The following is a 23,833-nucleotide window of genomic DNA, read 5'->3' on the forward strand; positions in this document are numbered from 1 at the left end:
TGCTTGTCTTTTATTTTTAACGTTGCATTGCCCCTCTTTTTATCAATTTACTGGATGACGCTGTGAACAAACTGTTGACCTTTCCCCATACGTCGGATCTGACGACGTCGATACGCGCCAAAGCACTGTTATTCCATGATCCGCGTTCGTCGAATTTGCTTGAGCAAGTCGAACGCATTGCACGCACCGACGCTTCGGCCTTAATCATCGGCGAAACCGGCACCGGCAAAGAATTAATTGCGCGCCATATTCATAACACCAGCGGCCGCAGCGGCCCATTTATCGCAGTCAATTGCGGCGCATTTAGTGAATCGTTAATCGACGCCGAATTATTCGGCCACGAGACGGGCGCATTTACAGGCGCATCGCAAGCGCGTGCCGGATGGTTTGAAGCGGCAAATGGCGGGACGATTTTTCTCGATGAAATTGGTGATTTATCGCTAGCGCTGCAAGTCAAATTGCTACGTGTTTTGCAAGAGCGCCAAGTGGTGCGCCTAGGTTCGCGTCGCCCGATTAGTTTAGATGTGCGCTTGGTTGCCGCGACCAACGTCGATTTGCAAAAAGCGATTTTATCTGACCGCTTCCGCGCTGATTTGTATTACCGCTTGAGCGTGGCAACCATCAATATGCCGCCGCTGTGCGACAGGCCGGGCGACATCCTGCCGCTGGCGCGGCACTTCGTAGAAATGTACAGCCACAAGATGCATTTAAAAGATATTTCCATCGCTGAAGACGCGCAAGAATCGCTGCTCAGCTATGAGTGGCCGGGCAATATTCGCGAGCTGGAAAACGTGATTCACTTCGCTTTAATTGTCTGCCAAGGCAATCGCATCCGTGCGGAAGATTTGAAATTGGTCGGCGCATTGCATCGCAATCGGATTCAAGTTGAGGATCAAGCGGCCAGCAAATCTGCGCCTCCCAACCAAGTCAAACCGACTAATGAAGCACCAAAGCTTGAAACCTTGCACCGCCGCTTAGATGCCTTACTGGGGGAATTCATCAGCGCGGGTGAGCCAGAATTATTTGACTCGATTGAAGGTTCGTTAATCCGCACTGTCTTCAAGTCCTGTAACCAAAACCAAGTTCACACCGCCAAGGTTTTGGGCATCAGTCGCAACATTCTGCGAACGCATTTAAAACGCTTTGGCATTATCGGCTTTGATGTCAATGCCGCCAGCGTCGCCAATATCGGCAGCGCAGAATCGTCGGTGTCGAGGATAGCCTGACCTGCTGTTGCGCTAGTTCGCTTGTCCGATTTTTTTGACGAGCGTAGCTGGCGGCAGGTTTTAATTTTGACCAAATACCGAAAAAAACAACGCGATCAATTCGTAGTCATTACGATAATTTACTGTCAATTTGATCAACTATCTCAACCAATTTATCGCCGCCAATTTCAACCAATTGGCATAAGTAAATAAAAAAGTAATCGTTTCATTTAGCTTCACTTGATTTTATTCTCGGGCTCACTTTGCCTAAGTTTCGTCTTTACAACAAGGAAAAACATGTCAGTCAAATCTATTTTTAAAGCGCTCGCCGTACTCGCGCTAACAGCAAACCTAGCACATTCCGCCGATATCACCTTACTCAACGTATCGTACGATCCTACACGCGAACTGTACGAAGATTTCAATAAAGATTTCGCCAAGAATTGGAAAGATAAAACTGGCGACAACGTCAAGATCAAACAATCCCACGGTGGCTCAGGTAAGCAAGCCCGCGCGGTGATTGATGGCTTGGATGCTGACGTGGTCACACTCGCGTTAGCGTATGACATCAACGAGATTTCCGACCACGGTTTGATCGCCAAAAACTGGCAGTCACGCTTGCCCTTAGCAAGTTCGCCCTACACTTCAACCATCGTGTTCTTGGTGCGTAAGGGTAATCCAAAAGGCATTAAAGATTGGGCTGACATTGTCAAACCGGGTGTCTCTATCATCACACCGAATCCAAAAACATCGGGCGGCGCACGTTGGAACTATTTAGCAGCCTGGGGCTATGCATTAAAACAAAGCGGTGGCAATGAAGCCAAAGCCAAAGAATTCATTAGCCAACTCTATAAAAACGTTCCTGTATTAGATTCTGGCGCACGCGGCGCAACGACTACTTTTGTTGAACGCGGCATTGGCGACGTTTTGCTGGCTTGGGAAAACGAAGCGTTCTTAGCCGTCAAAGAACTTGGCCCAGACAAGGTACAAATCGTTGTACCGTCGGTTAGCGTGTTAGCTGAACCACCTGTTGCTGTCGTCGATAAAGTGGTTGATAAACGCGGCACTCGCAAAGTGGCTGAAGCGTACTTGAATTATTTATACAGCGATGCCGGTCAAGAAATCGCGGCCAAAAACTACTATCGCCCAACGTCAGCGGCTATCGCTAAAAAGTATGAAAACCAATTCCCTAAAATCAACCTATTCAAAATTGGCGAAGTAGCAGGCGATTGGACTCAAGCGCAAAAAGTGCATTTTGCCGATGGCGGTGTCTTTGACCAGATTTATCAACCAGGCAAAAAATAATCCGCGATAGCGCACTAATAAGGTTATCTAAGTTTCTACCATTTGGGGCGTCGTAGCTAGACGCCTTCTTTTTTGGGTGGTGAATTGTGCTAGGTGCTTGGGTGGTTAGCTGCAAAAATCGCCCAACAACAGCCCTTATTAGAAGAATTTCATATATCAATATTCAGAAAAATTCGCATTCTTTATAAGTAAAAAGTGCAATCATTTCGTTCTTTAGTTGAATTGGTACTATAAGCCCATGTCTAGCCCCGCCGTTGTGAATAAAAAGGATCCGTTCCGAGTAATGCCAGGCTTCAATCTGTCGTTAGGCTTTACGATTTTTTATCTCGCTCTCATCGTTTTAATTCCGCTCTCGGCGGTGTTTCTCAAAACTTTCACCATGACGTGGCCGGCATTTTGGGATGCAGTGACATCCGACCGCGTGATGGCCTCGTATCGCTTGAGCTTTGGCGCTTCCCTGATCGGTGCTTCACTCAACGTGGTATTCGGTGGGATTGTGGCGTGGGTTTTGGTGCGCTATCAATTTCCGGGCAAAAAAGTGATTGATGCCTTAGTCGATTTGCCGTTTGCCTTGCCGACTGCGGTCGCAGGGATTGCGCTAACGTCGCTGTATTCCAGCAATGGCTGGTTTGGGCGTTACTTGGAACCGATGGGCATCAAAGTCGCGTTCACTCCACTCGGCGTCATCATCGCATTGACATTTATCGGCTTGCCTTTTGTAGTGCGCACGGTGCAACCGGTATTGGAAGACGCCGAACGCGAGCTCGAAGAGGCCGCCGCGAGTTTAGGTGCCAACAACTGGCAAACCTTTACCCGCATTATTTTCCCCACCATTTTGCCTGCGTTGTTGACTGGTTTTGCCTTGGCCTTTGCGCGCGCAACCGGTGAATACGGCTCAGTCATTTTTATCGCTGGCAATATGCCTATGGTGTCCGAAATCACCCCGCTGTTCATCATTACCAAGCTTGAGCAATACGATTATGCGGGTGCGACGGCGATCGCGGTAGTGATGCTAACGGTGTCGTTTATTTTGCTGTTATTGATTAACTTATTACAGGCTTGGGCGCGCAAGCGTGGTCAGTCGGAGAAAAATTAAATGTCAGCCGCGCCTACTTCCTCCTCCCTACTCGTGTCCGCCACTGAGCCGGTTTATGTGCCCAAAGCGCTGGTTGAACCGCTCTGGATACGCATTCTGTTAGGCACGATTGCCTTACTGTTTTTAACGCTATTTTTGTTTGTGCCGCTGGCCGCCGTATTTACCGAAGCCTTAAAAAAAGGCTGGGGCGTGTATCTCGCTGCTATTACCGAAGACGACGCCGTTTCGGCCATTAAACTCACCTTAATCTCAGCCTCCATCGCCGTGCCGCTCAACCTAGTATTTGGCGTGGCAGCGGCGTGGGCGATTGCCAAATTTGAGTTCCGCGGCAAGAGTATTTTGCTCACCTTGATTGATTTACCGTTCTCGGTCTCACCGATTATCTCGGGCTTAATCTACGTGCTTATTTTTGGCGCGCAAGGCTGGATCGGACCGTGGCTGCGCGATCACGATATCAAGATTTTATTTGCCGTTCCTGGCATTGTGCTAGCCACCATTTTTGTGACCTTCCCGTTCGTGGCGCGCGAACTCATTCCGCTCATGCAAGCGCAAGGCAGCGAGGAAGAAGAAGCGGCGTTGGTCTTGGGTGCATCGGGCTGGAAAACCTTCTGGCATGTGACCTTACCCAATATCAAATGGGGTCTGCTGTATGGCGTGATCTTATGTAATGCGCGCGCCATGGGGGAATTCGGCGCGGTGTCGGTAGTGTCAGGCCATATCCGCGGCGAGACCAATACGATTCCCTTGCAGGTTGAAATTCTCTATAACGAATACAACTTCACCGCCGCCTTTGCGGTCGCGTCGCTCTTAGCATTGCTGGCCATCGTCACGCTAGCGTTGAAATCGTTCATCGCATGGCGACTACGTGAGACCATCTCCGAGCAACCCAATCAACACCATCTGGAGCAGTAATTGTGAGTATCGAAGTCAACAATATCAATAAGCGTTTTGGCCAGTTTGTGGCGCTCGATAATGTGTCGCTGAATTTTCCGAGCGGCGAACTGACCGCTTTGCTAGGGCCTTCTGGCTGTGGTAAAACGACGCTCTTGCGCATCATCGCCGGGCTCGAACATACCGACACTGGCCAAGTTTTATTAGACGGCGACGATGCGTCAGCCAGCCATGTCCGAGAACGCCAAGTCGGCTTCGTGTTCCAGCATTACGCCTTGTTTAAACACATGACCGTGTTTGAAAACATCGCCTTTGGTCTGCGGGTTAAATCACGCGCAACGCGCCCATCGGAAAAAGAGATTCAAGAAAAAGTGCATCGCCTGCTCGACTTAGTGCAATTGGATTGGCTGCACGATCGTTATCCACCACAACTCTCGGGTGGACAGCGGCAACGGATTGCTTTGGCACGCGCCTTAGCTGCCGATCCGCGCGTGTTGTTGCTTGATGAACCGTTTGGCGCATTGGACGCCAAGGTGCGTAAAGAGCTGCGCCGTTGGCTGCGTCGTCTGCACGACGAATTGCACGTCACCAGCATCTTCGTCACCCACGATCAAGAAGAAGCCTTGGAAGTAGCCGATCGGGTGGTGTTGATGAACAAAGGCAAGGTCGAGCAAATCGGTTCTCCTGCCGAGGTCTACAATCATCCCGCATCACCGTTTGTGTATGGCTTTTTAGGTAGCGTTAATATTTTTGAAGGTAACTTACATGCAGGCGTGTTCGATCTAGCGGGAACCCGCTTTGACGTTGCAGGGCACGATGATGCGCAAAACGCTAAAGGTCTGGCCTACGTCCGACCGCATGATATCGACGTCACCCGTTACGTTACTGGCCAAACCGGCATCACAGCGCAGCTCAATCGGGTGCATGCAATTGGACCGCTGGCGCAATTGGAACTGCAACGCACCGATAGCAGCGAGATTATCGAAGTCACTTTATCGAGCGAACGCTACCGCGAACTGGAGTTAAAAGAAGGTGAAATCATCCTAGCGCGACCAAGTAAATTGCGCGTCTTCGCAGATGGTGCGGTGAAGTAAATTAGCGGCTATTGGTAAAGTCCAACGCCGAGAAATTGGCGCAAAAAAATCCACCGACTGTTCTGATTCAAGTCTTCCTATGAATTAGAACAGTCGGTGGATTTTTTAGTTAACTCTGCGAACATATCCGCATGGCCACATCCACAGCACAGTCTCTGGTAGGAACAAGCGAACTAGCTTATGAATTCTTTTGAGCAATTTATACGGTTAAATAAAAGTAACTTACCGATTTCACCCGACGAAAACCCAATCCATATCTGAAAAACACATAAGCATCTAATAATTAATTCGTTTTCTGTTGGTTGGGAATTCGATAAATTGAGTCTCCATTCATTATTTCTGCACCGACCATGTGCAGCGAAAGAGCTGTATGAGCGAATCCACCCAATTCTCGCCTAATTCCTCGTTTCAAGAATCTGGCCATTTCGCGTCTGATCCCGCGTCCCAAACCGCATCACACGCTGACCAAGACCTGCTAGACCAAGCGCGTCAACAAGGTCAAGCGCAACAATTGCCGTTTGCTGGCACCGTAACGCCCATCCAAGCTTGGCAGCTAGTGCAAGACGGTGTTGCTCAGTTGGTGGATGTGCGTACCGCTGAAGAACGCAAATTTGTCGGCGAAGTGCCGAACTCATGGCATGTGGCTTGGATGACCGGTTTATCGATGAACCGCAACCCGCGCTTTGTCAAAGAGTTTGAAGTCAAACTCAAAGACAAGAATGTCGTCGCCCTGCTGCTATGCCGCAGCGGTAAGCGCTCATCGGCAGCGGCCGAAGCCCTGACCAAAGCAGGCTTCACCAATATTTTTAATATTGAAGGTGGCTTCGAAGGCGACATCAACGACGACAAGCAACGCGGTTCGCTCGGCGGCTGGCGCTTTCATTCATTACCTTGGATTCAAGATTAAAAGGATGCACCCTGTTTTATGACTAACTCAAACCCGCCATCGAAAGTGAAATCGCCTCTTTTTGAGATCAGTCATATCGTGGAAGAATTGGCTGCGGTGCGCAAACATTGGCGTCACATGCATCACCGCTCCACCGAACCGGGCGGGCGTGAATTGCCGTCACCGGACGCGCTGAAAAAAATCATGAGCGACCTGCGCGCAGTACTTTTCCCGATGCGCTTAGGGCCGCCGGAATTGCGCCAAGAAACTGAAAATTTTTTTGTAGGGCATACGCTCGATGCAGTACTGCATTCGTTGCTCACGCAAGTGCGCTTGGAGTTGAGCTATGTTGAGCGCAGCCATCCGACGGACGGCATTTCGTTTGAAGATCAGTCATTCAAAATCGTACGCGACTTCTCACAGTCGTTACCAAACTTACGCAGCTTACTCGACAGCGACGTGATTGCGGCCTATCGCGGCGACCCTGCAGCGCGCAGCGTGGACGAAGTATTGCTGTGCTATCCCGGCGTGCAAGCGATGATTTATCACCGCATCGCGCATCAGCTCTATGTATTGGGGGCGACGCTGTTAGCGCGCATCGTGTCTGAGATTTCTCATGCTGAAACTGGTATTGATATCCATCCCGGCGCACAGATTGGTTCAGGCTTTTTTATTGATCACGGCACCGGTGTCGTGATCGGTGAAACCACCATTATCGGCAAACGTGTACGGATTTACCAAGCCGTTACGCTCGGCTCCAAAACCTTCCCTACAGATGGCGACGGCGAAGTCCAAAAAGGCATTGCCCGCCATCCTATCGTTGAAGACGATGTTGTGATCTACGCTGGCGCGACCGTACTTGGCAGAGTAACCATTGGCCAAGGAGCCGTCATTGGTGGAAACGTCTGGATTACGTCGAATGTTGCTCCGGGCAGTCATGTAAGTCAGGCAACCTTGCGTAAGGGAGTGAATTTGAATGAGCCGGTTCTTTCCTGATTTTGATCCAGATTACATAGTAAAATCTACGCAGTCGTGCCATTCTTTGACCAAGCCTTGTTGGCGTTGCGCGCTATTGATGACCTGCTCCAACCAGAATTGCTAACTACTTTCGCTTTACCTGTCGCACCACCGCTACACCCTTTTTCACCCACCACACTTTGGAGTTTTGTATGTCCGAAAAATCAGTCAGTAATCTGGCGCTAGGCGACGATGCCGCGCGCCAACTAGCTAACGCCACCAAAACCGTTCCGCAACTATCGACTATCTCACCGCGTTGGTTGGTGCATTTTCTGCAATGGCTGCCAGTCGAAGCGGGTATTTATCGCGTTAATCAAGTTAAAAACCCACACGATGTGTTGGTGGCTTGCTCCAAAAAAGACGAATCCGAATTGCCACAGACTTTTGTCGATTACGAAGCGCAACCACGTGAATATTTCCTCAACTCGGTCGCTACCGTTTTAGATATTCACACTCGCGTCTCCGATTTGTACAGCAGCCCACACGACCAAATCAAAGAACAATTGCGCTTGACAGTTGAGACCATCAAAGAACGTCAAGAAAGTGAATTGATCAACAACGCTGATTACGGTCTGCTCGCAAACGTGCATGACGATCAACGCATCTCGACATTAACTGGCGCACCAACGCCCGACGATTTGGATGACTTGCTCACTAAAGTGTGGAAAGAGCCCGGCTTCTTTTTAGCGCATCCCTTGGCGATTGCGGCTTTTGGTCGCGAATGCACCCGCCGTGGCGTTCCACCACCAACGGTTAGCCTATTCGGTTCGCAATTCTTAACCTGGCGCGGTGTACCGCTCATCCCATCCGATAAATTACCGATCGAAGATGGTAAAACCAAGATTATCTTGCTGCGAGTGGGCGAAAAACGCCAAGGCGTAGTTGGCTTGTTCCAACCGGGTTTAGCTGGCGAACAAAGCCCAGGCTTGTCAGTACGTTTCATGGGAATTAACCGCAACGCGATTACCTCTTATCTGATTTCTTTATATTGCTCGCTGGCTGTGCTCACCCCTGATGCATTGGCCGTATTAGAAGACGTTGAGATCGGTAAATACCATGACTACCCAGACACCTACAAATAATGCAGGACAGTTGACGGGTAAGGCCGATGAATCCTCGATTTTGAATCGATTAGCGTCAGAATTCTTCGCCTTAGCACCAGCGCTGTCAGCAGGCACTCAGCGACCGCAATGGATTGATGCTGCGCCTAGCGCCGCTTCAGCACCATCGGCGCAAGCACCATTTGCTGCGCCAGCTATTGCGGCAGTTGGGCCAGTTGCGTCAGTCAGCTCAGCCGCACCACACGGTTCGGCGGCGTCCTTGCCCTTGGATGTGACTTCTCGCGGCAAACCGTCGGTTGGTACTAACTCGGTGCCAAGCTCGTTTTATTTTGTCGATGAAGGCGCGCAAGCTCCACGTCCATCCAGCAATAACTTGGACGATCTCGCCAAACAAGCTCGACCAGAGCAGTGGATGAATCACACCACGCATGGCGCGGCTTTGCCCGGTCAAGATCAGGGACAGTTTCAGATTCAGCGCTTGATCAATGAATTAGCGTTTCCAAGTGGTGCCGGTTCCGCGCCACAAGCTAGTTCGGCGTCGCCGTTTTATTTCCAAAATTTTGATGACCGCTATTGGGATAAAAAGCCTGCTGAAAAAGAACTGAAACCGCAACCAACTCCGCTAGAAGTCAATGGCGTGCGACGTGATTTTCCGATTCTGGCCGAGCGCGTCAACGGCCGGCAACTAGTTTGGTTTGACAATGCGGCGACCACGCAAAAACCGCAGGCGGTGATCGATCGTTTGGCGTATTTCTATGCACACGAGAATTCCAATATTCATCGTGCCGCACACGAATTAGCCGCGCGCGCCACCGATGCCTATGAAGCTGCGCGAAATAAAGTGCGCGACTTTTTAGGCGCAGGATCAAGCGAGGAAATCATCTTTGTGCGTGGCGCGACCGAAGGCATTAATCTGATTGCCCAAACCTTTGGCAAAAAGTTTATCGGCCCCGGCGACGAAATCATCGTGTCCCAGTTAGAGCACCACGCCAACATCGTGCCGTGGCAGCAGTTAGCGGCAGAAAAAGGGGCGAAGATTCGGGTGATTCCAGTTGACGATACTGGGCAAATTGTCCTCGACCAATATGCTCAACTCATCAATGATCGCACCAAAATTGTCGCGGTGACACACGTATCGAACGCACTCGGAACAGTGACGCCGATCAAGCAAATCATCGACATTGCGCACCGCTCCGGCGTGAAAGTCATGGTCGATGGCGCGCAAGCAGTGTCGCATCTGCGGGTAAACGTGCAAGCCTTGGATGCTGACTTCTACGTGTTCTCTGGACACAAAGTTTTCGGCCCAACCGGTATCGGCGCAGTATATGGCAAAAAGGCTATCCTCGATCAACTTCCGCCGTGGCAAGGTGGCGGCAATATGATCAAAGATGTGACCTTTGAACACACCGAATTCCAACCACCTCCTTCGCGGTTTGAAGCAGGTACCGGCAATATTGCCGATGCGGTTGGTTTGGGTGCCGCGATTGATTACGTGCAAAAGCTAGGTTTAGAAAATATTGCGGCGGTCGAACATGGCTTGCTGGAATACGCCACCCAAGGTTTAAAGAGCATTCCGGGTGTACGTCTAATCGGCACAGCGCATGACAAGGCCAGCGTGGCGTCGTTTGTCTTGCACGGCTACAGCACCGAAGAAGTCGGTAAAGCATTAAATGAAGAAGGAATCGCAGTACGTTCTGGACATCATTGCGCCCAACCGATTTTGCGTCGTTTCGGTGTCGAAGCGACGGTTCGTCCTTCGTTTGCGTTCTATAACACTTGCGAAGAAATTGATCGGATGTTGGCAGTAGTTCGTAAATTGGCGACGACTCGGCGCTAACCCGCGCTAGTTGGATGGTATCGCAAGGGCGCTCATTCGTGGGCGCCCTTTTTCTATTCAACGAATGAATTACTCGACGGATAAAAGAACGCCGCCATAAATTCACCGCCAAACAACATATTCACCAATCAAACCAGTGTTTATCACATTCCCTTGCCTTAATTAACCTTCACCCAATAGAATTGCAGGTCAACTTTTTGGGAACGCGCCGTGAAAATTCTTATTGGTATCGTTAGCGTATTGATCATTCTTTTGATGGCCTATGCAGTCAGCTATGATCGCAAGCACATCAAAATCAAACCGCTGGTCTGGCTTCTGAGCCTGCAGCTCATCTTCGCCTATGCCATGCTCAATTCCAATATCGGGCAAGTCATTATTAATGGCATTGTTGCGGGCTTTGATAAGTTATTAAAATTTGCCGGCGTTGGGATTCATTTTGTGTTCGGTGGCATCATCAATGACAACAGCTTTTCGTTTTTCTTTAACGTCTTGATGCCCATCGTTTTTATCTCGGCCTTGATCGGTATCCTGCAATATTGGAAAGTGCTCAATTGGATTATTCGCGCCATTGGATTCTTGCTATCCAAAGTCAACGGCATGGGCAAACTGGAATCGTATAACGCGGTCGGCTCGGCTATTTTGGGTCAGTCGGAAGTTTTTATCTCGCTCAAAAAGCAAATTCCCCATCTGTCGCAACAGCGCTTGTACACCATCTGCACCGCGGCCATGTCCACGGTGTCCGCCGCCATCATCGCCGCCTACATGCAATTAATCGAACCGCGCTTTGTGGTCTGTGCGGTGGTGCTTAATCTGTTTGGCTCGTTCATCATTGCATCCTTAATCAATCCGTATGAAGTCAACGCCGCAGATGATGTGTTAGACATCGAAGAAGAACAGCAAAGTTTTTTTGAAATGCTGGGTGAATACATTCTCGACGGCTTCAAAATTGCCGTGATCGTGGCCGCGATGCTGATGGGCTTTATCGCACTCATTGACATGGTCAACGCTATTTTTACCAGCTTATTCGGCATCAGTTTTCAGCATTTCTTGGGCTATCTGTTTGCCCCCTTAGCATTCTTAGTCGGCATCCCGTGGCATGACGCGGTAGGCGCTGGCACCATCATGGCAACTAAAGTCATCACCAACGAATTCGTCGCCATGCAAGAATTAAAAAGCAGCCTGCAGAGCGGCGCCAATTTGTTCGACGAACGCAGCCTCGGTATCGTGTCGGTGTTCTTGGTTTCGTTCGCCAATTTTGGTTCTATCGGCATCATCTGCGGAACGATTAAAGCGCTGGATGTACGCCAAGGAAACGTAGTGGCGCGGTTTGGATTTCGATTGCTATACGGCGCGTCGCTGGTGAGTTTTTTGAGTGCGACTGTGGTGGGATTGATGTTGTAACGATTACGCCAAAAAAGACCAACCTCGTTAAGTCTCGTTAATGCGTCTTGATTTTAGTGTCGGAAATTTTTACAGCTTTCGTCATATCTATCAAAAAATAGGAAACTTTCGTTAAGAATCAATTGCATAGGTTTGTGGCATTGAACTTGCTTGGGTGAGGCAAGTTCAAAAATTTAGGCAAATCAATATTTGCCCCACCTAACCTTACAGGCATTGATTATGAAAAATATCTCAGTAGCGAAAACAGAAGCAATTTTGGGCGGGCTGATTTTAGCCGCGTCGGCGTCGCTCGCAAACGCAACAGCGATTACTTCCCTCGCCGACGGCACTCCGGTTGTTATGCCAGCTAGTAACCTCTTTACTGCAGGTCCAGTTGTTGAACCAGGTTATACATACACTTCATCCAATTCGCGTTCGGTTTTTGGATACACCTTTGGATACGGACTGAACAATAACGGAGCATGGAACTCTGGACTCGGTTCGCCCTACCTTGGCTTAAATACGAGCGAAGGTTGGTCACTGATCACATTTGACGCTCCAGTGTCGTCCGTTTTAGCGTTTGTAAACTACGCCAATCGAACCGGCACACCAACAATTTCTGTGTTCGATGCGGACAATAATTTGATTGAAAGTACGGTCTTAAACTTTTCGACCACGGGTAACAATCAAGGCTTTAATTACGGCTTCACAGAGTCAGCCAACATTATTAAATCGATCGAGTTCAGTAACGCCTTCATCGTCGCGACTAATATTCAAACCGAGGTGCCTGAACCAAGCACATTGGCCTTATTCGGCTTAGCAATCGCTGCATTAGTTGCTCGTCTGCGCCGCAATCGCGTTTAATTTTTTGCAGTGAAATTCGACCTTTGCGCCAAGCGTAGAGCTTAGTCGTCCGCCGGACAATCGTTCGGCGGGTCACACTTCCCACCTGCATTCGTTATCCTTAATCCGAAGTTCAAACACTGGCTAGCATCATTAGAATTGTCTCGAGTATTCAAACTACGTCGCATCAATCCTGAAGTGGTAAAAATCTGCCCCAAACTTGTCCTAAACCGCGTTTGCGTAATCCCACAGTTTAGGCAATCATGCACACCAAGTTCAATCGTCATCAATCCAACAAACACCTAAGTAAACATGCGCAATCATGCGTTTAATAGGATCACTGCGCCGAATTAAAATGGTAGTTCTCAACCTTTGATACGATTCGTGCCAAAACCTCGAAAAACCACTGATTTACTTATTGAATTTTTAACTCATTGATTTTCCTATATATATATTAAAAATCCGTCTTATTGGGATTTCACAAACGGTTATAAAATGGCGATTCTTCGCTAACTTGTGCGATGGCTGAAAATCCAGCTAGTGCAGTCGAATTTTTATAACTAGAATAATTTTCACTGCATAGTGATTCGGCCCAGCGCCACCAAGCGAGCCAATCCGATTTGATTCACGAGGAAACTAGCAGGCCAATTTTTCTGTCCTCACGCGCAATGTATTAACTTATTTACTATTTCAGTTATCAACTCACATATCAAATCAATTGTTTATTCGTTTTTTAAACCTTTTTAATGCACTCACAGATCCTATGAATATTTTAAAAAAATTAATCTTAATCGCTTCCTTAATTGGTGCCGTCGGTTTAGCCCAAGCCCGCACTCCATTGGTCTTGATGACCGATTTTGGTCAAGGCGACGGTGCGGTGTCGGCTATGCGTGGTGTGGCGTTTGGTGTTGATCCGCAGTTGAACGTATCGGATTTAACCCATCAAATTCCGACCTACGATATTTGGATTGCCGCGTACCGTTTGTACCAAACAGTGAACTACTGGCCAGAAGGCAGCGTGTTTGTGACGGTGGTCGATCCGGGTGTTGGTACCAAGCGTAAATCGGTCGTATTGAAAACCAAAAACGGTCGTTATTACGTTGGTCCGAATAACGGGATCTACACTTTAATCGCTGAGCGCGACGGCATTGCTGAGATGCGTGAGATTGATGAGAAAGTTAATCGTTTGCAGGGTTCGGAAGATAGCTACACCTTCCACGGTCGTGATGTGTATGTGTATACCGGTGCGCGTTTAGCGTCGGGCGCGATCACGTTTGATCAAGTTGGCCCAGTATTGGACCCAGCCAGTTTAGTCAAAATCAGCTACCAACAAGCGGATAAATCCGACAACACATTACGCGGCAACATCCCTGTGTTGGATGTCAATTACGGAAACGTTTGGACCAATATTTCCAAATCGTTGCTCGATCAATTGAATGTCAAACCGGGCGACAATCTTAAAGTCCGTTTGTACAACAAAGACAAAAAGGTAGCGACTGTGATTGCACCGTTTGAAACCTCGTTCGGCGAAGTGGCCGTGGGCAAACCATTGGCTTATGTGAATAGCTTGTTGAATTTTTCTTTAGCATTGAACCAAGGCGACTTTGCTAAGAAATACCATATCCAATCCGGTGCTGATTGGCATATTGAGATCGAAAAACTCGAATCGACCAAAAAATAATCACGCAAACAACAAAGGATGACTTATTCAGTCATCCTTTTTTAAAAAATCAAAAACTAAAAAAGGGAAACCATGTTCACTAAAAAAAATAACATCCTCGCTCAGTCGCTCGCGTTAGCGGGTTTTGCGTTCCTCTGTGCACCGCTGACCCAAGCCGCTGATGAACCAGCAATCGATACGTCGGCCAATCAAGCAGTACAAACCGTTTCCATCATCGGTTCTCGTGCCAAAGTACGTTCGTTGTTTGATACCGACGTGCCGGTGGATGTCTTTAGCGCGCAAGATATTGAACGCGCCGCCAGCACAGGCGAATTGGGCCAGTTGCTGCAAAATTTATCTCCTTCGATCAATATGCCGCGCGCTTCCGCCAGCGGTACGTCTGACACAGTCCGCACGATTCAATTACGCGGCTTGGCGCCAGACGAAGTGCTGATTTTGGTCAATGGCAAACGCTGGCATGCCAATGCCACAATGGATCAAGAAGGTTTATTCCAAGGCACGGTTTCAGTCGATTTAAATACCATTCCAGTCAGCGCGATTGAACGCATCGAAGTCTTACGCGATGGCGCAGGCTCGCAATACGGTAGCGACGCGATTGCCGGTGTGATTAACATCGTGTTAAAGAAAGCCCCGCAAGGCACCGAAACCTATGTGTCCTACGGCGGCAATCACACTAATTTTGCGCCTCTGAACAAGAAGATTACCGATGGTCAAAATTTACAAGTCGGCGCCAATACTGGCCTAAAGATCGGTGAAAAAGGCTATGTGCGTTTTGGTTTTGATTACCAAAATAAAAATGGCACCAACCGCGCCGGACCTTCTGCCGATTCGTCTTATAACAGCACGCCTGCAGATACCGCGTTAGTTGGTCAAGTCTTGTTCAAATCCGGCGACCCGCAGCTCTACAACACCAATTTGTTTTACAACGCGGCGGCGCCGATTTCAAACGACTTAGAACTCTATTCGTTTGCCACATTTAACAACCGCCGCGCGTTCGGTGCAGGATTTTTCCGCTGGCCGGGTGACCCGACTAACGTGTTGTCGGTGTACCCAAATGGATTTGCTCCGGTGAGCGTCAATGAGAGCAAAGACTTTGGCGGCGCCTTGGGTGTACGCGGTGATGTGGGTGAGTGGAATGTGGATTTAAGCTTGCGTTTTGGTCGCAATAAATTCAGCTATGGCCTTGAACACAGCATCAATTCGTCGCTCGATGCAGCGAGTCCAACTTCGTTCCATTTAGCGAATTTCATCTCAGGTCAACAAGGCATTAACGCCGACGCACATCGCAGCTTTGACGATATTTTACCTACGCCATTAAACGTCGCCTTCGGTGCGGAATTGCAGCGTGATACTTACGTTACTGAAGCAGGCGATGCGGCCTCCTATGCCGTAGGTCCAAATACTAACGGCGTACCGGGCGCGCAAGGTGATCCAGGACTGCAGCCGTCTGACTCGGTTAATTTGTCGCGCACCAATAAATCGGTGTACGTCGATATCGACAGCGACTTAACCAAGTCATTGTTGGTCGGCGTGGCAGTGCGGTATTCGGCTATTGGCGATGCAGGCAGCAAGACCACCGGCAAGCTGTCAGCACGCTATAAATTTACGCCAGATTTCTTAATCCGCGGATCGGTGTCCAACAGCTTCCGTGCTCCTGAATTGGCGCAGATCGGTTTCCGTAACACGGTGCTTGGTTTTAATAGTGCCGGTCAATTGGCTAACGTGGCATTAGTTCCTTCGACCGATCCACTGGCGCAGCAACAAGGCGCAAGCAAGCTCAAACCAGAAACATCGACCAATGAAACCTTAGGCTTGGCATATCGCCTGAGCAGCGCTACCAACCTGACCTTAGATACGTATCAGATCAAAATTAAGGATCGCATTTCGCTCTCGAGCGCGATCAACACGACTGATCCAACCAATCCAAATCTATCCGCAGTCAATTTCCTGACCAACGGACTCGACACCACAACGCACGGCGTCGACGCGGTGATTCAACATGAACTGAAATTAGACGGTAGCAAATTAAACTTAACTGCAGCGGCTAATTACAATCACACTGCGTTGGATTATGTGCGCACCGGCGCCGGCGGCGAGGCGTTATTTACGGATACGACTTTGTACAATTTAATCCACGGAACGCCGAGCACCAAACTAGTGTTGTCTGCTGATTGGCACGTCGATCAATGGGATTTAACTAGCCGTGCGACCCGTTATGGTAGCTTCTCGGTCTTGGCTTACGATCCAACACTTCCGTCGTTTGAATTCACGCCAAGCTGGGTTTTGGACGTCGAAGCCAAATACAATTTGACTAAATCAACCTCCATCGTGGTGGGTAGTGGCAACCTTACTAATCGCTATCCAAATCGTCAAACCGACCCAGCGTATAGTTATTCTGGCGCGTTCCCGTATAACTTCGTGTCGCCAGTTGGTATGAATGGCGCTTATTACTACGCTCGTTTAAATTACAATTTCTAAACGTATTAACGTAGTTAGCTCGTAGCAAAAAGCCCGCATAACTGTTCAGTTTAAGCGGGCTTTTTACTTGAAGACTATTAAGCGACTAAATGATGAATCAAGCTCGCGCCAGCATCGCTGACAAGCCAATAAACGCGGGGAATTGTTCGCTAATAACGTAAGTAGGAATTTCCGCCAAATAGTGGGTAAAGCGTCCCTTGTTTTCAAACCGCGCTCTAAACGCTGATTCCGCAAAATAGTGACCCAGACGCGGCACGATTCCACCGCCGATATAAACGCCGCTTTGCGAACCCAGCGTAATGGCCAAATTACCGGCAACAGTTCCCAACATGCCGCAAAACGTATCAATCGCTTCGCGGCATAGGTCGCAGCTTCCGTTAAGTCCGTTTTCAAGAATCTCGGGCGGCGTGATCGGTAACGATGTGCGGCGGCGAATTTGCGTTAGCGCTTCATGAATCAAGACCAAACCCGGGCCGGATAAGAAACGTTCATTCGACACCGAGCTAAAGCGTTGACGGGCGAAATTCAATATCTCGACTTCGATATCGGTCGTCGGCGCAAAGTTGGTATGACCGCCTTCGCTATTCAATGCGACCCATTGCGCGCCACAAGGAATTAAGCCCGAAACACCCAAGCCAGTCCCCGGACCAACTAAGCCAATGGCCGCATTTTTTTGCGCTGCGCCGCCACCAATTTTAATTTTTTGCGTGTCCAATAAATACGGCAAGGAATGCGCTAAGGCAGTGAAGTCGTTAGTCACCGTCAACGCATCCCAACCAAACTGCGCTTGCATTTCTTGGATAGAAAAAGCCCAATGATTATTGGTCATCCGCACAACATCCGAATTAATCGGCGTCGCTACCGCGATTCCCGCGCGCTTAACCACTTCACCGCCGGCGGCAATGGTGGTTGGCAAAGTCAAATAAGTCGAAATCGCCGCACCTATCGTTGGATATTGTCCGCACTCTGCCACCCAAATCGCATCGGTCTTTCCGCTTTCAGTTTCCAGACAAAAACGGGCGTTGGTTCCACCGATATCGGCTAACAAACGAGAATGATTCAATGAAGAATTAGGGAGAGTACTAAACATGATGGAGTAATCGGAAAACGATGAACAAAACGTTGGAATAATACATAAAAAAATTTCCGACCAAGTAGATCACTACTGAGTCGGAAACAAGTGGGAGAAATACTTAAACTGCTTGCGTTACCGCGGCGCCAGCATATTCTTTGGCCGCTTTCTGCTTCGCATAAAAACCGTAGGATGCGATGCCGATATAACAAACTACTGGCACCCACAACGCTGCACTCAAACCGCTCATATCAGCCACGGCACCAGTGACCACCGGCACAATCGCGCCGCCGACGATACATAGGCATAAGAGGCCAGAAGCTTGCGGCGCTTGCTCGTTCAAACCTTCCACCGCCAATGAAAAAATCGTCGGGAACATGATCGAATTGCAAAAACCAACGGCCAACAACGAACCAGCAGCGACCATACCAAACGACATGCTAGAGACACCCGCCAAGGTTGCAGCACCAAGCGCAAACACGCCCAACATCAAGCCTGGATTAATCCGATTCAACAGGCCCGCGCCCAAGAAACGACCTACCATCGCCAAACCCCAATAAACGGCGACTAAGGAACCGGCTTTCTGCGCGCTCAAACCCAATACTGAACTTTGCATTAAATAATTGCTCATCGCGCTGCCTATCGACACTTCTGCCCCGACGTATAAGAAAATCGCCAGCGCGCCAAACATCAAGCGAGTGCGTTTAAATAAACCGGTGAAACTACCACTCGGGCCGTTCGCCTGCGTCGCAGGTGCCCAATGACGGCAAGTCCATGAAACGATCGCTAACAATACCAAAGCGCCGCCTATCATCATGAACGGGAACTGAATCACATGGCCCTCGGATTGACGCAGCGCCGCTAAGGCGTCTGGCGTCAACGTCGCGACATCTGGTGTCACTAAGGTGCCTGACAAAATAAAGGCAGCGCCAAATAGCGGACCAACTGCAGTCGCCAACGAGTTGAACGCTTGCGCCAAGGTCAATCGGCTATGCGCTTTGGCCGGATCGCCAACCACCGTCGCCAAGGGATTAACCGCAACTTGAACAATCGTGACACCCGCAGCCAAGATAAATAAGGCCGCTAAAAATGCGGGATAGCTGCCGTGCTGGGCCGCTGGAGTAAACATCAAGCAACCGCCAGCCATAATCGCCAAACCGAGCGTGACGCTTTGCAGATAACCAAGTCGGCTAACCAAGCGCGCGGCGGGCAACGACACGATGAAATACGCGCCGAAGAAGCAGAATTGAGTCAGCATGACTTCGGTGTACGACAGTGAAAACAACGCTTTGAGTTTCGGGATTAAGGTGTCAACTAACACGGTACAAAATCCGAAGGCAAAAAATAATGCCATCACAAGAATAATGACTTTGTACGCAGGTACTTTTTCAGCAGAACCGCTGACGGATTGGTGGCCGGATTGGGGCATTGTTGTCTCCTACTTTCTTAGTTTTTGTATGGTGCTGCGGATATTACGCTAAATGATTACGGCAAACTCGATGTTGTGCAGCGAACATTATGCTTTTTACTTATCGGTTGGTGCAAAACTTGGGATTTATTGAATTCCTATTTCGCCCTCAAGTTAGCGCACACGACTAGGGCACCCACTAGGGGTGCCCCTACCGATAACTGGCGAACTATTTTTTAGCTTGGCCGCGCACATCCAACGTTTGCTCAGGCAAGGTCACATTAATGCTGTGCAGCTTGGCTTTATTAGTAACTTCACCCGCATGTTCAGCTAACACGACTTTATAGGTTCCTGCCCTGATATGCCATTGCTTGGTTTTGCTATCAAACTTGGCCAACAAGCGCGGATCGACTTGCAAACTAACTTGCTTGCTTTGGCCTGGGTTGAGTTCGACTTTATCCCAACCGCCCAAACGTTTTGGCGCTTCCCACTGACCTTTGCCGTCTTGGACATAGACTTGCGGAACATCTTTACCGCTGACTTTACCGGTATTGGCGACGTTGAAATGGACGTGTAATTTGCCGTCTTTAAATTCGCTGCTTAGATTCGAATAAGCGAATTGGGTATAGGACAAGCCATGCCCGAAGGGAAATAGCGGTTTGAATTTTTTCAAATCAAACCACTTATAGCCAACCGCTGCGCCTTCCAGATAATTGACACTAAAACGTTTTTCTTCGTGCTTAGGATCGCCATCCAATACTGGGCGCGGTAATTGATTTTCAGATACTGGGAAAGTCGTCGGCAAATGGCCTGACGGATTCACAACACCAAACAAAATCCGCGCAATCGCTTCGCCGCCGCTCGTACCTGGATACCAGGCCTCTAAAACTGAGCCAACTTGATTTACCCACGGCATGGTCACCGGACCGCCTGTTTCTAGTACCACGACCGTTGATGGATTGGCTGCTGCCACCGCAGAAATCAAGGCATCTTGTCCGTCAGGCAAAGATAGATTCACTGCATCCAAAGATTCTGCCACCCATTGCGTTGCGAACACGATCACCACATCCGCACCCGCTGCTGCTGCGGCGGCGGCTTTAGGATCGCTACCGTCGTTATAAGTCACCTCAGCTTTTGGCGCTAAAGCACGAATGTGTTGCAGTGGAGACGATGGGAAGTAGTGCTTAGGGCCCGGCCAATCGGTCGGCTCTGCGCCCGGCACAGCGTTGCCGCCAATTGGGTACACCTGCGACGAACCACCGCCAGATAACACGCCCACATCAGAATGCGCGCCAATCACCACAATCTTGCGTGCGCTGTCAGCAATGGGTAACAGGTTCTTGTCGTTTTTGAGCAGAACAGTCGCTTCTTCCGCATCGGCGCGAGTTACTAAAGCATGCGCTGCAAAATCAATCGTGCCACCTTCGGTGACTGGGTGATCGATCACACCTTTGGCAAACATCGAGCACAAAATACGTTTCACCATGTCGTCTAAACGCGCTTGCGGCACAGCGCCATTTTCAACAGCTTCTCTCAACGCGCCCGAGAAATACGGCGTCACATCCAATTCCCAACCCGATTCTTGATCCAAACCATGATTGGCAGAAGCCACAGTGCTATGCACCGCGCCCCAGTCCGACATCACATAACCTTTGTAGCCCCAATCTTTCTTAAGCACTTCATTGAGCAGATAGTTGTTTTCACACGCATACACGCTGTTGACGCGATTGTAGGAGCACATTATCGAACCGGGATTGGCTTGTTCGATCACGAATTGCATCGCCAACAAATCCGACGCGCGCGCACTGGCATCATCAATCCGCGCATCGAGCACAAAGCGACCGGTTTCTTGATCGTTCATTGCGTAATGCTTCATGGTCGAGATGATGTGATTGGATTCAATCCCTTTGATTTGCTGGGCGACGATGGTACCGGCTAACAGCGGATCTTCACCGCCGTATTCAAAGTTACGGCCATTGCGTGGCTCTCTTAATAAATTGACGCCACCAGCGAGCATGACGTTAAAGCCGAACGCGCGTGCTTCTGAACCTATCATGGCTCCGCCTTGAAATGCCAATTCTTTATTCCACGTCGCCGCAGTCGCTAAACCGGAGGGCAAAGAAGTGGCGCGACGGGGATTATTTTTACCGCTGCCTTGGGTGGCTACACCCAAACCCGCATCAGTTTCGTATTGCGCTGGAATGCCTAAACGCGGCACGCCGTCAACAAAGCCCGCTGAGTTAGGACGCGCGCCCGGATGTTTTTTTAATCCTTTGGCGACCCAATCCGCACCAAAATGACCAAATACCAGCGTCAATTTTTCTTGCTGCGTCATTTGCGCTAGCAGCAACTCGCTGCGCTTGTCGGGACTTAGCGCGGTGTTGTTCCATTCGCCGGTGACGACAGTTGCGGCCTGCGGCGCGGTTTGAGCACAGGCAGGAGCGGACGACATCGCGCACACCAAGGCGCACGCAGATGCCAACAGAGTGAAATTAGTTTTTCGCATGGGATTGATACTCAGTTAGTTGATTGTCTCAAGTTCTTGATTAATTCAAGTATTCTTGCTGTTTTTTGGGCACATCTTAAATCAAGCAATAACACGCTGCGCTGTTTTGCCTTGTTGCCAAGAGCGTTTACCTAAGGGGAATCGCTAAGCGTGGGTGACTATCTTCACCAACGTCCCATGTTTTGCTGGTTTTGCGCTCTTTTTTATCCGTATGTCACACTATTTCGAAAACGTTTTCACAAACATAGAAACGTTTCCAATTCAGATTTACGGATACTAACTAGCATTTAATGTTGATGTCAAACGAAAATTTAAGGAATTCCAGATTTGGGACTTTTGATCGTTAAATATCGCCTCACGCACGACAAATCAGGGGGCGAATTACGCCTTGCTCATCGAGCTAAATCGCGCCATTGAATTACTAAAAAATAAATAATGTCAATCTTAGTTCGCGTAAAAGTGAAATGAATCGGACTAGACAAAGTTCACTGCGTCTTGCTCGGCAACTAAAGCCGGATTTAAGCCAAGTTATAACCTATAAAACTGCGACCAAGGTCGAATATTAACGATTGTCCAGCGACCAACGTGACAACTACTTTTTATCCACGTGCCGAATTAATGAATCGCGGTAATGCAAGGTAATCGGAAACTCGCGCGCCACAGGTAAAGTCGAGCCATAGCAGAGATTTAACACACATTGCACGGCGCTTTGCGTGATTTCACCCCAAGGAATATCGACCGACGTTAAGCGCGGCGCTGAGTATTCGGCGTTGGAAGTATTGTCGTAGCTGATGACGGAAATTTGTTCTGGCACCAAAATTCCGTGCTTTTTAAAGTAGGACAAGGCGCCCACGGCCATCTCGTCGTTAGCACAAAATAGCGCAGTAAAGGGTTGCCCCTTATTGATCAATTTTCCGGCAGAAATCCAACCGCCTTCGGGCGAAAAATCGCTCTCAATAATTTGGACTTTGCGCTTTGCAATGCCCAAGAGCTTGAGCTCGTCGAAGAAGCCTTTCATGCGCTCTGCACTGTCGGCAAATTTTGTCGGGCCAGCGATCACGGCAATTTCAGTGTGTCCATATTCAATCAATGCCCGCGCGGCCAAGGCGCCGCCTAGCGCGTGATCCACGGTAAAACATTGCTCCGAAATTGGTCGCAGAAAGTGATTCAATAAAACGATCTTGGATTGGCGGTCGCCATAGATTGCTAAATCTTCCGGCATCAAGGAATTGCTCATGGCGATGATGCCGTCGCAACCACGTTGAAATAGGAAATCCAGCGCTTCCAATTCTTGCTTGCGCTCGTCGCCTTGTCCGTTACCAAAACCAACCACCATATGTATTCCGGCGGCGCGCAAACCATTATCAATCGACTGCAAAATTGGGGTATAAAAAGTGCCCGTCAGTACCGGAATATAGACGCCTATCATCAGCGAATTACCGGAGATCATCGAACGCGCTAATTGCGATGGACGAAATTTTAATTCATCAATTGCGCGCTGCACTTTGGCCATGGTCGCCGCTGACACAGCGCCGCTACCATTGACCACACGCGAAGCGGTGCCAAGTCCAACGCCCGCCAAGCGAGCTACATCTTTAATCGTTGCCACGTCTATCCATTTCAACAAAAAAGTTGATCAACAAGTTGATTAAAACAAGGGTTCAGATGCGCGTCAATACACCCTGTGCAAACCATAATTTCAGTACATTTTGGTACTTTTATTGGTGCGCTTCTCGATGCGTTGCGCACTGTAAATGATCACCGTAGCAAACAATCCATCTCGCCTAGACTTTTTTCGCGCTTACGAGGGCTTGCGAGCGAAGTGAAGTATGCAGCTACCTTCATCATTGCTGGCCTCATTATGCGGATGGGTTTATCGACTAACGGGCCTACTTTAGCCCAAAATTTGTGTCCCACCGAAGCTAAAACAGCGACGACAACTTTGCTTTTCGCTTAAAAAATTAGCGTGAATAGTATCAGTCACTGAAACTTTTCGGAAATCCAAGAAACATTTATTTCATTAACCGTGAGCAAAAAAATAATTACTTTTCAGAAAAACAATAACTGAGATGC

The 23,833-nt window shown here is 49.1% G+C and carries 17 protein-coding genes; 13 read left to right on the forward strand and 4 right to left on the reverse strand.

Features of this window, described 5'->3' with window-relative positions:
* The first annotated feature begins 62 nt into the window (after positions 1-62).
* The 13 genes from E2I14_RS08430 to E2I14_RS08490 all read left to right on the forward strand — a co-directional run bounded on the left by E2I14_RS08430 (position 63) and on the right by E2I14_RS08490 (position 16,774).
* Positions 63-1,226, forward strand: a complete 1,164-nt coding sequence (locus E2I14_RS08430) for a sigma-54 interaction domain-containing protein (RefSeq protein ID WP_133327409.1) — start codon at positions 63-65, stop codon at positions 1,224-1,226.
* A 276-nt stretch (positions 1,227-1,502) separates the two neighbouring features.
* Positions 1,503-2,510, forward strand: a complete 1,008-nt coding sequence (locus tag E2I14_RS08435; protein ID WP_133327411.1) for a sulfate ABC transporter substrate-binding protein — start codon at positions 1,503-1,505, stop codon at positions 2,508-2,510.
* A gap of 238 nt (positions 2,511-2,748) precedes the next feature.
* A complete protein-coding gene (cysT, locus tag E2I14_RS08440; protein ID WP_133327413.1) occupies positions 2,749-3,606 on the forward strand; it encodes a sulfate ABC transporter permease subunit CysT in 858 nt (285 codons plus the stop codon).
* Positions 3,607-4,518: a sulfate ABC transporter permease subunit CysW gene (gene cysW, locus E2I14_RS08445; protein WP_133327415.1), complete on the forward strand. Its 912-nt coding sequence runs from the start codon at positions 3,607-3,609 to the stop codon at positions 4,516-4,518.
* A gap of 2 nt (positions 4,519-4,520) precedes the next feature.
* Positions 4,521-5,591 (forward strand): sulfate/molybdate ABC transporter ATP-binding protein, encoded by a 1,071-nt coding sequence (locus E2I14_RS08450; protein ID WP_133327417.1) that lies wholly within the window; start codon positions 4,521-4,523, stop codon positions 5,589-5,591.
* Positions 5,592-5,961: 370 nt separating this feature from the next.
* Positions 5,962-6,498 carry a rhodanese-like domain-containing protein gene (locus tag E2I14_RS08455; protein WP_133327419.1) on the forward strand — a complete coding sequence of 179 codons (537 nt, stop codon included), beginning with the start codon at positions 5,962-5,964 and terminating at the stop codon, positions 6,496-6,498.
* Positions 6,499-6,516: 18 nt separating this feature from the next.
* Positions 6,517-7,473, forward strand: a complete 957-nt coding sequence (gene epsC / locus E2I14_RS08460) for a serine O-acetyltransferase EpsC (protein WP_133327421.1) — start codon at positions 6,517-6,519, stop codon at positions 7,471-7,473.
* Between the two features lie 173 nt (positions 7,474-7,646).
* Positions 7,647-8,576 carry a family 2A encapsulin nanocompartment shell protein gene (locus E2I14_RS08465; protein ID WP_133327423.1) on the forward strand — a complete coding sequence of 310 codons (930 nt, stop codon included), beginning with the start codon at positions 7,647-7,649 and terminating at the stop codon, positions 8,574-8,576.
* On the forward strand, positions 8,551-10,392 hold the full coding sequence (locus E2I14_RS08470) for a family 2A encapsulin nanocompartment cargo protein cysteine desulfurase (protein ID WP_133327425.1): 1,842 nt from the start codon (positions 8,551-8,553) through the stop codon (positions 10,390-10,392). The genes E2I14_RS08465 and E2I14_RS08470 overlap by 26 nt, the downstream gene beginning before the upstream one ends.
* A gap of 210 nt (positions 10,393-10,602) precedes the next feature.
* A complete protein-coding gene (locus tag E2I14_RS08475; protein ID WP_133327427.1) occupies positions 10,603-11,793 on the forward strand; it encodes a NupC/NupG family nucleoside CNT transporter in 1,191 nt (396 codons plus the stop codon).
* A 219-nt stretch (positions 11,794-12,012) separates the two neighbouring features.
* Positions 12,013-12,636 (forward strand): PEP-CTERM sorting domain-containing protein, encoded by a 624-nt coding sequence (locus tag E2I14_RS08480; RefSeq protein ID WP_133327429.1) that lies wholly within the window; start codon positions 12,013-12,015, stop codon positions 12,634-12,636.
* A gap of 742 nt (positions 12,637-13,378) precedes the next feature.
* Positions 13,379-14,296 carry an SAM hydrolase/SAM-dependent halogenase family protein gene (locus E2I14_RS08485; protein WP_133327431.1) on the forward strand — a complete coding sequence of 306 codons (918 nt, stop codon included), beginning with the start codon at positions 13,379-13,381 and terminating at the stop codon, positions 14,294-14,296.
* Between the two features lie 72 nt (positions 14,297-14,368).
* Positions 14,369-16,774 carry a TonB-dependent receptor plug domain-containing protein gene (locus E2I14_RS08490; RefSeq protein ID WP_133327433.1) on the forward strand — a complete coding sequence of 802 codons (2,406 nt, stop codon included), beginning with the start codon at positions 14,369-14,371 and terminating at the stop codon, positions 16,772-16,774.
* Between the two features lie 97 nt (positions 16,775-16,871).
* Here E2I14_RS08490 and E2I14_RS08495 read toward each other — a convergent pair whose 3' ends face one another.
* From E2I14_RS08495 to E2I14_RS08510, 4 genes are all read right to left on the reverse strand, one after another.
* Positions 16,872-17,864 (reverse strand): glucokinase, encoded by a 993-nt coding sequence (locus E2I14_RS08495; protein ID WP_133327435.1) that lies wholly within the window; start codon positions 17,862-17,864, stop codon positions 16,872-16,874.
* Positions 17,865-17,967: 103 nt separating this feature from the next.
* Positions 17,968-19,275: a sugar MFS transporter gene (locus tag E2I14_RS08500; RefSeq protein ID WP_133327437.1), complete on the reverse strand. Its 1,308-nt coding sequence runs from the start codon at positions 19,273-19,275 to the stop codon at positions 17,968-17,970.
* 208 nt (positions 19,276-19,483) lie between these two features.
* Positions 19,484-21,760, reverse strand: coding sequence for a beta-glucosidase family protein (locus tag E2I14_RS08505; RefSeq protein WP_133327439.1), 2,277 nt, complete (start codon positions 21,758-21,760; stop codon positions 19,484-19,486).
* Between the two features lie 592 nt (positions 21,761-22,352).
* Positions 22,353-23,369, reverse strand: a complete 1,017-nt coding sequence (locus E2I14_RS08510; protein WP_133327441.1) for a LacI family DNA-binding transcriptional regulator — start codon at positions 23,367-23,369, stop codon at positions 22,353-22,355.
* Between the last annotated feature and the right edge of the window lie 464 nt (positions 23,370-23,833).

It is taken from the genome of Sapientia aquatica, assembly GCF_004358105.1.
Classification (GTDB): domain Bacteria; phylum Pseudomonadota; class Gammaproteobacteria; order Burkholderiales; family Burkholderiaceae_D; genus Solimicrobium; species Solimicrobium aquaticum.

What these genes read in the sequence shown, in the direction of transcription:
- E2I14_RS08435 (WP_133327411.1), top strand. Translation starts at nt 1,503, where the DNA reads ATGTCAGTCAAATCTATTTTTAAAGCGCTCGCCGTACTCGCGCTAACA.
- cysT (WP_133327413.1), top strand. Translation starts at nt 2,749, where the DNA reads ATGTCTAGCCCCGCCGTTGTGAATAAAAAGGATCCGTTCCGAGTAATG.
- cysW (WP_133327415.1), top strand. Translation starts at nt 3,607, where the DNA reads ATGTCAGCCGCGCCTACTTCCTCCTCCCTACTCGTGTCCGCCACTGAG.
- E2I14_RS08455 (WP_133327419.1), top strand. Translation starts at nt 5,962, where the DNA reads ATGAGCGAATCCACCCAATTCTCGCCTAATTCCTCGTTTCAAGAATCT.
- epsC (WP_133327421.1), top strand. Translation starts at nt 6,517, where the DNA reads ATGACTAACTCAAACCCGCCATCGAAAGTGAAATCGCCTCTTTTTGAG.
- E2I14_RS08465 (WP_133327423.1), top strand. Translation starts at nt 7,647, where the DNA reads ATGTCCGAAAAATCAGTCAGTAATCTGGCGCTAGGCGACGATGCCGCG.
- E2I14_RS08470 (WP_133327425.1), top strand. Translation starts at nt 8,551, where the DNA reads ATGACTACCCAGACACCTACAAATAATGCAGGACAGTTGACGGGTAAG.
- E2I14_RS08480 (WP_133327429.1), top strand. Translation starts at nt 12,013, where the DNA reads ATGAAAAATATCTCAGTAGCGAAAACAGAAGCAATTTTGGGCGGGCTG.
- E2I14_RS08485 (WP_133327431.1), top strand. Translation starts at nt 13,379, where the DNA reads ATGAATATTTTAAAAAAATTAATCTTAATCGCTTCCTTAATTGGTGCC.
- E2I14_RS08490 (WP_133327433.1), top strand. Translation starts at nt 14,369, where the DNA reads ATGTTCACTAAAAAAAATAACATCCTCGCTCAGTCGCTCGCGTTAGCG.
- E2I14_RS08495 (WP_133327435.1), bottom strand. Translation starts at nt 17,864, where the DNA reads ATGTTTAGTACTCTCCCTAATTCTTCATTGAATCATTCTCGTTTGTTA.
- E2I14_RS08500 (WP_133327437.1), bottom strand. Translation starts at nt 19,275, where the DNA reads ATGCCCCAATCCGGCCACCAATCCGTCAGCGGTTCTGCTGAAAAAGTA.
- E2I14_RS08505 (WP_133327439.1), bottom strand. Translation starts at nt 21,760, where the DNA reads ATGCGAAAAACTAATTTCACTCTGTTGGCATCTGCGTGCGCCTTGGTG.